We start from the raw sequence: 11,737 nt of genomic DNA, 5'->3' as shown, positions 1-11,737 counted from the left end.
TTCAGCGCCTCTCAACCGTCCCGCGCACCATCTCACCAAGGTGATCCTTGATCCGCGCTTCGTCGATCCGGATCACCTGACCCATCACAGCATCCTTCTCGTCGTCCATCCTTTCGCTCCTTCCGTTTTTGTAGAAGGAGCCGTCAAATCTGAAAGTGCGAAAGATTCTTTACGTTATCGAGGTGTACACCAAGAAGGCAGACAGATTGCCCTTGGAATCAAGTCTTCTCAGCGCATTTTTGATCAGATCAAGAACGAATTATCCGGCACCTTGAATTCCAGTGCGGGGAAAAATCAAAATACGACAATAAAACATTTAGGTAATTTTATGATGGTGGGCACGGAGGGTCCAGAACCGCCCGGAAGCGATTCCATTAAACAAATACAGCCTGATCGACGCTTTCTTGTTTGAACAGTGCAAACATTTGGCGTGGAAGCGAGGCCGTTCCACGCCAATGCGTCAGCGATCACTTGTTCTTGTTGTAGACGTCGAAGACGACGGCCGAGAGCAGAACCAGTCCCTTGATCACCTGCTGCCAGTCGATATTGATGCCCATGATCGACATGCCATTGTTCATCACACCCATGATGAAGGCGCCAATGACGGCGCCCATCACCTGTCCGACACCGCCCATGGCGGAAGCGCCGCCAATGAACACCGCCGCGATGACGTCAAGCTCGAAGCCGAGACCGGCCTTGGGTGTTGCGGTGTTGAGACGCGCGGCAAAGATCAGCCCCGCCAGGGCAGCCAGAACACCCATGTTGACAAAGGTCAGAAAGGTCAGCCGCTCGGTCCGGATGCCGGAGAGCTTCGCCGCCTTCTCGTTGCCGCCCATCGCATAGACCCTGCGGCCGATCGTGGTATGCCGGGTGACGAAGGTGAAGAGCGCGATCAGAACCGCCATGACGATCAGCACGTTCGGAAGCCCCTTGTAGGACGCCATGAGATAGCACAGGAACAAAGCGAGCCCGCCAATGACCAGGTTCTTGCCGGCGAACAGCATGAAGGGCTCGCCCTCATAACCATGACGCTCCCGCTTGATGCGGCGGTGAATGCTCGAATAGATCATCAGCCCCACCAAAATCACACCGATCAGCATCGAGGTGACATGAATGCCGTGGCCGGGGAAGAAATCCGGAATGAAGCCCGAGCTCAGGAGCTGGAACTGCGGCGGGAAAGGACCGATGGACCGACCGCCGAGAAGAGCCAGCGTCAGCCCTTTGAACACCAGCATGCCGGCGAGCGTCACAATGAAGGACGGTATCTTATGATAGGCGACCCAGTAGCCCTGGGCGGCGCCGATAACAGCCCCCGCGACCAGGCAGAGAAGCGCCGCCGGAATATAATGGATGTGCCATTGCACCATCATCACAGCGGACAGGCCGCCGATGAAGCCGGCGACCGAGCCGACGGACAGATCGATATGCCCCGCCACGATCACCAGCAACATGCCGAGCGCCATGATGATGATATAGCTGTTCTGCAGGACCAGATTGGTCAGGTTGACCGGGCGGAACAGCGTGCCATCCGTCGTAGACTGGAAAAACAGCATGATCAGGATTAGCGCCATCAGCAGCCCGTAATCACGGAAATTGCTGTAGAGGGACAGCGACTGTTTGGGCTTCGCCGGCTTGGTTTCGGCAGTTGCTAGTTCACTCATTATTACACCCTTACCTCAGCGCGGACGATCGCTCGCATGATCTTCTCCTGGCTGGCTTCGCTGGCTGGCATTTCTCCGACGAGGCGACCTTCGTTCATCACATAGATGCGGTCGCATATGCCAAGAAGTTCCGGCATTTCGGAGGATATTACCAAAATGCCTTTCCCTTCATTCGCCAGTTTGTTGATGATTTCATAGATTTCGTATTTCGCGCCGACATCGATGCCGCGCGTCGGTTCGTCGAGGATCAGCAGTTCCGGCCCGGCAAACAGCCATTTCGAGAGGACAACCTTCTGCTGGTTTCCCCCGGAAAGATTGCCGGTCAGCTGATAGACGTTCGAGGAACGGATATTGGTCTTGCGCCTGTAATCATTGGCGACCTTCAATTCGGCGTAATCATCGATGACGCCGGAACTTGAGACGCCTTTCAGATTGGCAAGCGTCACATTGTGCTTGATGTGATCGATGAGGTTGAGGCCGTAGGTCTTGCGGTCCTCGGTCACATAGGCGATGCCGTTCTCCACAGCCTTGCCAACGGTCGATACATCGACCTTGCGACCGTGGAGCAGGACCTCTCCGCTGATCCGCCGCCCGTATGACTTGCCGAAGACGCTCATGGCGAACTCGGTGCGGCCGGCGCCCATCAACCCGGCGATGCCGACGATCTCGCCGGCCCGGACATTGAGATTGATGCCCTTGATCATCTGGCGATCGGGATGGACCTGATTGTAGACGACCCAGTCCTTCACCTCAAAAAGGGTTTCGCCGATTTTCGGGGTCCGCTTGGGATAGCGATCCGACAGTTCACGCCCCACCATGGAAGAGACGATGCGGTCATCGCTGATCTCCTCCTTTTCAAGGGTTTCGACTGTCGTGCCGTCACGCAAAACGGTAATGCGGTCGGCGACCTTTTCCACCTCGTTGAGCTTATGGGAAATCAGGATCGAGGAGATGCCCTGCGCCTTGAACTCCAGGAGGAGATCGAGAAGGGCATCGCTGTCCTTTTCGTTCAGGCTCGCGGTCGGCTCGTCGAGGATGAGCAGCTTCACCTGTTTGGAGAGCGCCTTGGCGATCTCGATCATCTGCTGCTTGCCCACTCCCAGATGGGTAATGAGCGTTGCCGGGTCTTCGTTGAGCCCGACCTTCTTCAGAAGTTCGCGCGTCCGCTTTTCCGCGTATTCCCAGTCGATGATGCCGTATCGTGCCTGTTCATTGCCCAGGAAGATATTCTCGGTAATCGAAAGCAGGGGAACGAGCGCCAGCTCCTGATGGATGATGATAATGCCGAGGCGCTCGCTGTCGTGGATGCCACGAAACTGCCGCTCCTCACCGCAATAACAGATCTCACCCTCATAGCTGCCGTGGGGGTAAACACCGCTCAGCACCTTCATCAGGGTCGATTTGCCGGCGCCGTTTTCTCCGACCACCGCATGAATCTCGCCCTCGGTGACCGAGAGATTGACATTGTCCAAAGCTTTCACACCCGGAAAGCTCTTGGAGATATTCCGCATTTCAAGGATCGTGTTCATCGTGATCCGCACCCGCATGTAGCAGCCGCATTCATCGCCCCCACCCAGGCTGGCGATGAAACGGCAGGAAGGGCCTCGGGTTCAAATCCGAGGCCCAGCATCTGGCTCATTACTTGATCTGGTCTTCCGTATAATAACCGGAACCGATCAGGACGTCCTTCCAGTTTGTCTTGTCGACCAGGACGGGCTTCAGCAGGTAGGCCGGAACCACCTTGACGCCATTGTTATAGGTCTTGGTGTCGTTGATTTCCGGTTCCTTGTTCTCAGCAAGGGCATCGATCATGTTGACGGTGACCTTTGCCAGTTCGCGCGTGTCCTTGAACACGGTCGAATATTGCTCGCCGGCAATGATCGACTTGACGGACTGGATTTCCGCATCCTGTCCCGAAACAAACGGGAACGGCTGGTCCGGCGTGCCGTAGCCGACGCCGCGAAGCGAGGAGAGGATGCCGATGGAAAGACCGTCATAGGGCGAAAGAACGGCATTGACCTTCTTGTCGGTGTAGTAGGCCGAAAGCAGGTTGTCCATGCGGGCCTGAGCGACCGCCCCATCCCAGCGCAGCGTGCCGACCTTGTCCATGCCGGTCTGGCCGGACTGGACGACGAGCTTGCCGCTGTCGATCAGAGGCTGCAGCACCGACATCGCGCCATCGTAGAAGAAGTAGGCATTGTTGTCGTCAGGCGAACCGCCGAACAGCTCGATGTTGAACGGACCGGCCGCGGCGGGCAGTCCGAGCGCATCGACCAACGACTGTGCCTGAAGGACGCCGACCTGGAAATTGTCGAAGGTCGTGTAGTAATCGACATTGCCGGAATCGCGGATCAGGCGGTCATAGGCGATGACCTTGATGCCGGCGTCATGCGCCTGCTGCAGGGCGCTCGAAAGCGTGGTGCCGTCGATCGCGGCGATGACCAGGACCTTCACACCCTTGGTGATCATGTTCTCGATCTGCGACAGCTGGTTCGGGATGTCATCCTCGGCATATTGCAGATCGGCGCCGTAGCCGCGCTCCTTCAGCGTCTTCACCATGTTGTCACCGTCGGCAATCCAGCGTGCCGACGATTTGGTCGGCATGGAGATGCCGATCGTGCCCTTGTCTTGAGCCAAGGTCTGGCCGGCGCCGATCCAAGCGACGGACAAAAGCGTCGCCAAAGCAATCTTGAGTATTTTCACGGGTATCCTCCCTGTTGATGATCGCATTATAGCCGGCAACCGCCCTCGGCCCCAACCACCATGGTTGTTGCCGGAGAGCAGGCGACCGATCCCACCCAAATCCGGATATTGGCAAAACCCTTTCTCCTTCGATCCCGAACCCAGGACCAAATGCGCTCATGCTTCGGAGAATTTGCCGCCGCCTCCCGGATTTAAATTATATAATATGATTTTTTAAAACGGTCCATTTGTCAACAGAAATGGAGAGGGCCGCACATTAATTCTACCAATGCGGGCGGAAAGACGTGAGGACTCGCCTCTACTTCAGGCCCACCCTTCGCACCATTTTCGGCTTCGGCAAGGCCCTTTTTTCGATTTTTTCGGGGCTTTTTGAAGCAAACGAGCCTTCATCTGGAGAAGGAACCTCGAAAATCGCGTCAAACATCGAAAATGTTCGTCACGGAACAATGCTCCCGTTAACCCCTCAGCAAACTGGAGAACTGGCGGCGACGACGCGAGGCGGCCATGCACGGCGACCGCATCATTCGCCGGATAACATGGCAAGGTCGCCACTGCTTGAAGCCCTCGCAACGATTCGGCGCCGACGGATGGCTCCGTCGGCGTGGTCGCCATTATGCTGAAAAGCCTGCCGCGCCGATGGATCACATCTCTGCGATCGAGCCACGGCAGAAGGCAGCCCCCGACGGTCAGGCGAGCGCCGGCGCTCGCCTGACCCCCAGTATATGCCTTACAAGCACCGGGATGATGAGCGCGATGCCCAGTAAGGACGAATAGATTTCAGGCGCAATCAGCAGAATGGCAGCGAATATCAGCAGGATATTTTCCCAGAACTTTGTTCGCACAAGGAAAAAGCCGGAAAGCGCCGCTCCAAGGCATGTGATCCCGATCACGCACCCGATGAACGCCGTGGAAAAGGCCGACCATGTGAAGTCGGCGGTCACCAGTAGCAGCGACGGCGAGAACACGAAGACAAACGGCACCAGAACCTTGCCCAGGCCAAGCCGGAAGGCCGTATTGCCGGTCCTGAACGGATCGGCGCCGGCCATGCCGGCTGCGGCATAGGCCGCAAGGGCCACCGGCGGCGTGATGTCGGCAAGCACGCCATAATAAAAAACGAAAAAATGCGCGACGATCGGCTCGACGCCAAGCAGTCCGAGCGCCGGCGCGGCGATCGTCGCCATGATGATGTAGTTGGCTGTGGTCGGGATACCGCAGCCCATCAAAATGCAGACGATGCCGGTCATGATCAATGTGAACAGCAGGGTCAGCGCCTGCGGACCAGCCAGGAAAGCGGGAACAAATGTATCAACCCAGCCGGCCAGTTGGGCGGCCGTTGAAGTGACGATATAAGAAATCTTGAAGCCGACCCCGGTCAGGGTCACCACGCCGACAATGATGCCGACGGTCGCCGCAGCCGCGCCCACGGCAAGGGCATATTTGGCGCCGTCGCGGAGCCCTTCGAAAACCTCCATGAAGGACATGCGCCTGCGCGGGTTGAGCAGGCCGACGAGAACGCAAAGCGTGATCCCCCAGAATGCCGCGAGATAGGGCGTATAGCCCGACAGCAGAACGGCGAGCAGGACCACCAGCGGAATGACGGTTGGCCAGTCGCGCTTGAAGGCCGCCTTCAGATCAGGCATTTCCTCCGCTGTCATACCCCGCATGCCGGTCCGTTTGGCCTCGAAATGCACCTGGATCAGCACACCGAAAAAATGCATGAAGGCCGGTACGATCGCGGCGAGAATGATGGTCGTGTAGGGCAGGTTGAGAAACTCGATCATCAGGAAAGCGGCCGCGCCCATGATCGGCGGCATGATCTGCCCACCCGTCGAGGACGCCGCTTCGACCGCCGCCGCGAAATGCGGCTTATAGCCCATCCGCTTCATGGCCGGGATCGTCAGCGAACCAACCGTGACCGTATTGGCGACGGAGGAGCCGGAAATCATGCCGAAAAGCGCTGATCCGAAGATGGAGATCTTTGCCGGACCACCGGCGTAACGGCCGGCCACCCAGGCCGCACAATCGAGAAACAGCTGGCCGAGCCCGATCCGCGTTGCAAAAACGCCGAACAGCACGAAATGAAAAACATAGGTCGCAACGACGCCGAGCGCGATGCCGTAGATGCCCTGGGTCGTCAGATAGAGATGATCGACCAGCTGCGGGATGCTCGCACCGGGATGAACCAGTATCCCCGGCATGGAGGGGCCGTAGATCGCATAGAGCATGAAGAGGATCGCGATGATCGGCAGCGGCCAACCGACAGAACGCCGCGTGGCTTCAAGCAGCACGAGGATCAGAAGACCGCCGAGAACGACATCGGTACTTGTCGGATTGCCCACCCGGAAAGCAAGGTCGTCAAGCGGGATGAGCGGCACGTGCAACACCGCGACAACCGCACCAATCGCCAGGAGCCAATCGATGATCGATATGCCAAGCGGCCGCAGGAGGCTTGAAACCGCAGGCTGGTCATAGCCTTTCCGGCTGAATGGAAAGACCAGGAAAACGAGACCGAGCACGAACGACAGATGGATGCCGCGATGAATCATTTCGGACAGAAGCCCGAAACCGGCGGTGTAATAGTGGAACAGCGACAGAGCGACCAGAAGCGTGCCGACCAGACGGCCGGCGACAGGCGCCAGCGGGCGGAAACGGATTTCGGAATCGAACTTTTCCTCAAGCTCGCGGGCCTTGGCTTCATCCAATTCCATAGGAGATAGCGAAGGTTTTTGATCTGACGCCATACCGATATCGCTCCGTTACGCCCTGCTGACTATTTTATCACTAAAAAACGGCGGCCCGGAAATTTTTGCCCGAACCGCCGCCTGTCGATCTTGTCTTAAAATTGCCTATTTCAGGACGCCCGCTTCCTTGTAGAAGCGTTCAGCACCCGGATGAAGCGGGATGCCGAGACTAGTGACGGCATTCTTCAATGTGATCAGCTTGCCTTTTGCATGGCCCGCGTCGAGTGCTGCGCGGGTCGCATCGTCCCACATCACCTTGGTGATGTTATAGACCAGATCGTCGGGCTGCTTGGCGCTCGTCACCCACTGGGCGGCAACAGCGATGGTCGGTGTCTCATCGACGCCCTGATAGGTTCCAGCAGGCACGACATCCTTGGAGAAGAAGCTGTACTTCTCAAGCAGCTTGTCGACTTCCGGGCCCGAGATCGGCACAAGCGAGATGCCGCTCGACGTGGCAAGCTCGGAAATCGCTCCGGTCGGATAACCGCCGACGAAGAAATAGGCGTCCAGCGCGCCGTCACGCAGGCGATCGCCAGCCGGACCCGGCTTCAGATGTTCAGCCGTGATATCCTTTTCGCTCAGGCCATAGGCCTCCAGCACGATCCGGGCATCGACGATGGTGCCCGAACCCGGTTCGTCGATCGAAACGCGCTTGCCCTTCAGGTCGGCGACGGATTTGATGCCGGCATCCTTGCGGGCGACCAGATGGATAGTTTCCGGATAAAGCGTTGCGATCAGACGCAAATCCTCGACCTTGCCCTTGCCTTCGTAAAGGCCGGTGCCCGTGTAGGCCCAGTAAGCGACGTCGGACTGGGTAAAACCTGACTCCAGTGAACCGCCCTGAATGGCGTTGATATTGGCAACCGAGCCATTCGACGAAACAGCGGTGGCGACAAGACCGGGAACGCCTTTGTCGCCCTGCCCCGAGATCGCATTGGCGATCAGACCGCCGATGGGATAGTAGGTTCCGGCTGTGCCGCCGGTGCCGATCCGGAAAAAGGCCGGCGTCTGGGCGATGGCGAAGGTCGCTCCCAAGACCAGCGACCCGAGAACGGCGCCAATCGAAAACCGGCGTAGGTTCTTGCTGAAATTCATTTCTCTTCCCCTTTACGGAATCTTAATTTGTGGCGGGAGGATGGGAAAGCCGGCGCGGCTTGTCAACCGACCCTGCATAAAAACCGTGCATAAGGGCGCCTGGAATACATTATACGGCAACAGATCCTGAAACCCCGTCGTCTACTCCTTAACGGCTCCCGTCATCGAGGAAACGTAATAATCGACGAAGAAGGAATAGAGCAGGACAACCGGCAGCGATCCGAACAGCGCGCCGGCCATCAAGGCGCCCCATTCAAACACGTCGCCGCGCACCAGTTCGGTCAGGACGCCGACGGGCACAGTCTTGTTCTCCGACGACTGGATGAAGGTCAGCGCATAGATGAACTCGTTCCAGGAAAGCGTAAAGGCGAAGATGCCGGCGGAGATAAGCCCCGGCACGGCCAGCGGCAGGATGATCTTGATCAGGATCTGCCAGCGCGATGCGCCGTCCACCAGCGCGCTTTCCTCCAGTTCGAACGGTATCGAGCGGAAATAGCCCATCAGGAGCCATGTGCAAAACGGGATGAGGAAAGTCGGATAGGTGAAGATCAGCGCCAGCCTGGAATCATAGATACCGAATTTGAAAACGATAAAAGCCAGCGGAATGAACAGGATCGAGGGTGGAACGAGATAGGCGAGGAAAATCAACAGCCCGACCGTACGCGCGCCGGTGTAACGGATGCGCTCGATTGCATAGGCGGCGAAGATTGAAGCGGCAAGCGACAGGATCGTCGCGCCGGTCGCCACCAGCATGGTGTTGACCAGCCAGCCCGGATAAGACGTCTCGAAAAGAAGATATTTGATGTGGTCCAACGTCGGCGAGACGACCCAGAAGGGGCTGTAATTGTTATAGTCGGTCAATTGCGAGTTTGGCTTTATCGCCGTGATCGCCATCCAGTAGAACGGGAAAAGCAGCACGAAGACGAAGACCGCCATCGGCAGATAGAGGACGACAACCCGGCGCGGCAGCCGGTTGAGATAGCTCATGCCTTCCGCGTTGTCGGTCAGGACGGGATCGGCCTGGGTTCGGTCTTGGGATTGCGCTTGCGTGTTCATTTTGATCTCCACTGTCTCAATCCTGCCCGCCCTGCTGCCATTTGCGGCGCTGCAGACCGAAGAAGCTGAACATGATGGCGGCAAGCAGGAAGGGGATCATTGCGACCGCGATTGCCGCGCCCTCGCCCAATTGTCCGCCCGGAATGCCGCGCTGGAAGGAAAGCGTCGCCATCAGATGGGTCGCGTTTACAGGGCCGCCCTTGGTCAGGACATAGATGAGCTGGAAATCGGTGAAGGTAAACAACACCGAGAACGTCATGACCACGGCAATGATCGGCGTCAGCATCGGCAGCGTCACATAGCGGAACCGCTGCCAGTTCGACGCCCCGTCGAGCGAGGCCGCCTCCTGGAGAGACTGTGGAATTGTCTGTAGTCCGGCCAGAAGCGAAATGGCGACGAAGGGAATACCGCGCCAGACATTGGCGGCGATGACCGAAGCGCGCGCATTGTTGGGATCACCCAGGAAATTGATGGGGCTGTCGATCACGCCAAGCTGCATCAGCGACCACGAGATGATCGAGAATTGTGCATCATAGATCCACCAGAATGCCAGCGCCGAAAGCACCGTCGGCACCACCCAAGGCAGAAGCACGATGGCGCGGAAGAAAGATTTGAACGGCAGGTTCTCGTTCAAAAGCAGCGCCAGCCAGAGCCCCAGCACGAATTTCAGGATCGACGCGACAACCGTATAGAGCAGGGTGTTGAACACCGAGAGCCAGAAGACTGAATCCCTGCTGAGAAATTCGTAATTCTCGAGCCCGATGAATATGCCGTCGCGTCCGATGCGGGTGTCGGTGAAGCTCAGCCAGACGCCGAGACCGAGCGGATAGGTCAGGAAACAGACAAGGAAAACGGCTGCCGGCAGCATGAACAGAAATGCCAGCATATTGCTGTTCTGCAGCAGGGAAGACAGCGCGGAACGCGGCTTTCCGGACGACACTGTGGACATCTGATATCTCCGGTATTCTGGGGTTCGATCGCGCCGATGCTCATAAAAATCGCCGGCGCAGTACATTTGCAATCCACGGTTCGGGCGGCTTCCTCCCAGGATGCCGCCCGCTCGCGGTTCTTGATCGCGTTAGATGCGGTAGTAGCGGCTCGCCCGCTTCTCTGCATCGGCTGCGGCATCTTCCGGCGTCATCTGCCCGGTCACCGCGGTCGCGAACATGTCGACCAGAACATAATCGGCCATGGTTCCCGCCGAAGCATAGCCGAGCGGACCGGCATAACCATTGGGTCGCAATGTTTCCGAGGCACGAGCGTAGGGCGCGTGGATCGGATCTGAGGTCCAGACGGGATTGTCGGCAAACGCCTTGAGCGGCTGACAGCAATAGGCGCTCGAACCCTGCAGCCAGGCATTCATCTGATCCGCTTCCATCATGAACTTGATGTAGGCCTTGGCGGCTTCGGGGTATTTGGTATGGCTGAACAGCAGGAGCGAACTTGTCTGGTGCAGTTCGACGCTCTTGCCTACGGGACCGATGGGGAAGTTGGTCGTACGGATATCGGCTGCAAGCTCCGCAAGCGCGGGATCCTTCTTGGCCGCATAGTAAAGCGAAACCCCGTTGGCGGTCAGCGACACCTGACCGGCGAGGAAGGCGCGGTTATTGTTGATATCGAGCCAGCTTTCCGTACCCGGAATGAATGTCTCGTAGAGCGACTTGGCATAGTTGATCGCAGCGATGGTTTCAGGGCTGTTGATGGTGACTTTGCTGTTCTCGTCGACCATCTGGCCGCCATGGCTCCACAAAAGCCAATGCGCGTAATTGTTGCCGTCGCCGACCGCCTTGCCGTGCGGGAAGCCTGCCGGCGCGCCCTTGGCCTTCAGTGCCTTGCAGAGCTCCAGGAACCCCGCCGTATCTTTCGGAAATTCGCTGAAACCCGCCGCCTTCATATGGCTGTCGCGATAGCATACGGCGTTGCCGATCGTCGTCAGCGGCATGGCGATGAACTTGTCGCCGCGCATGGCATAGCCCCGCATGCCGTCATACCAGCCGCCATATTTGTCGCCCAGATAATTGGCGAGCTCGGTCATGTCGACCAGCTTGTCGGGATATTGCTGAGCGTCGTCGAACCAGCACATGACAATGTCCGGCCCGGTGCCCACATTGGCCGCGACCGCAGCCTTGGGTCGGATGTCCTCCCAGCTCTCCTTGTCGACGCGAACCTCGACGCCGGTCGCTTCGGTAAATTTCTTGGTGTTGGCAAGCCAGGCATCCTCGTCGCCCTTGACGAACGGGGTCCAGCGAAGAAGCCTGAGGCTGGCCCCCTCCTCGGGCTTGTAGGTCGGCTCGCTCTGCGCGAATGACGGGCGAATCCCCAGCGAACTGAGCCCGGCCATGCCGGCAAGGCTCGCCGAAGCGGTGATAAAGTCACGTCTCTTGATGGTCATGGCATTCCTCCTCACACGATAACGGGACCTGATTTCTCCGACATCCACCGTCCCGGATGGTGAATGCCGCGGCAGAATTCCTGCCTGCA

At 58.1% G+C, this 11,737-nt stretch carries 9 protein-coding genes; 1 reads left to right on the top strand and 8 read right to left on the bottom strand.

The features are described 5' to 3' along the window. The coding region (locus DUT91_RS26225; protein WP_200835024.1) for a hypothetical protein at nucleotides 1–412 on the top strand (412 nt) is incomplete at its 5' end. Between the two features lie 55 nt (nucleotides 413–467). Here the strand turns inward: DUT91_RS26225 and mmsB are convergent. The 8 genes from mmsB to DUT91_RS20005 form a co-directional block, all read right to left on the bottom strand. Then, complete coding sequence (mmsB, locus tag DUT91_RS20040) at nucleotides 468–1,661, bottom strand: multiple monosaccharide ABC transporter permease (RefSeq protein ID WP_114442267.1); 1,194 nt, start codon at nucleotides 1,659–1,661, stop codon at nucleotides 468–470. A 2-nt stretch (nucleotides 1,662–1,663) separates the two neighbouring features. Continuing rightward, the gene (mmsA, locus tag DUT91_RS20035; RefSeq protein WP_114442283.1) at nucleotides 1,664–3,190 is read right to left on the bottom strand and encodes a multiple monosaccharide ABC transporter ATP-binding protein; all 1,527 of its coding nucleotides are present in this window, start codon (nucleotides 3,188–3,190) and stop codon (nucleotides 1,664–1,666) included. A 109-nt stretch (nucleotides 3,191–3,299) separates the two neighbouring features. Further along, entirely contained in the window at nucleotides 3,300–4,391 is a 1,092-nt protein-coding gene (gene chvE, locus DUT91_RS20030) for a multiple monosaccharide ABC transporter substrate-binding protein (protein ID WP_114442266.1), read from the bottom strand. 659 nt (nucleotides 4,392–5,050) lie between these two features. Continuing rightward, complete coding sequence (locus DUT91_RS20025) at nucleotides 5,051–7,105, bottom strand: TRAP transporter permease (RefSeq protein ID WP_114442265.1); 2,055 nt, start codon at nucleotides 7,103–7,105, stop codon at nucleotides 5,051–5,053. A 105-nt stretch (nucleotides 7,106–7,210) separates the two neighbouring features. Further along, nucleotides 7,211–8,200 (bottom strand): TAXI family TRAP transporter solute-binding subunit, encoded by a 990-nt coding sequence (locus DUT91_RS20020; RefSeq protein ID WP_114442264.1) that lies wholly within the window; start codon nucleotides 8,198–8,200, stop codon nucleotides 7,211–7,213. A 141-nt stretch (nucleotides 8,201–8,341) separates the two neighbouring features. Beyond that, nucleotides 8,342–9,256 (bottom strand): carbohydrate ABC transporter permease, encoded by a 915-nt coding sequence (locus DUT91_RS20015; RefSeq protein WP_114442263.1) that lies wholly within the window; start codon nucleotides 9,254–9,256, stop codon nucleotides 8,342–8,344. Nucleotides 9,257–9,272: 16 nt separating this feature from the next. Beyond that, the gene (locus tag DUT91_RS20010; protein ID WP_114442262.1) at nucleotides 9,273–10,205 is read right to left on the bottom strand and encodes a carbohydrate ABC transporter permease; all 933 of its coding nucleotides are present in this window, start codon (nucleotides 10,203–10,205) and stop codon (nucleotides 9,273–9,275) included. 129 nt (nucleotides 10,206–10,334) lie between these two features. After that, nucleotides 10,335–11,648, bottom strand: a complete 1,314-nt coding sequence (locus DUT91_RS20005) for an ABC transporter substrate-binding protein (RefSeq protein WP_114442261.1) — start codon at nucleotides 11,646–11,648, stop codon at nucleotides 10,335–10,337. Nucleotides 11,649–11,737: the final 89 nt, after the last annotated feature.

The organism is Paramesorhizobium salinisoli, from assembly GCF_003335045.1.
Taxonomy (GTDB): Bacteria; Pseudomonadota; Alphaproteobacteria; order Rhizobiales; family Rhizobiaceae; genus Paramesorhizobium; species Paramesorhizobium salinisoli.
This window is presented reverse-complemented; position numbering and strand designations above follow the sequence as displayed.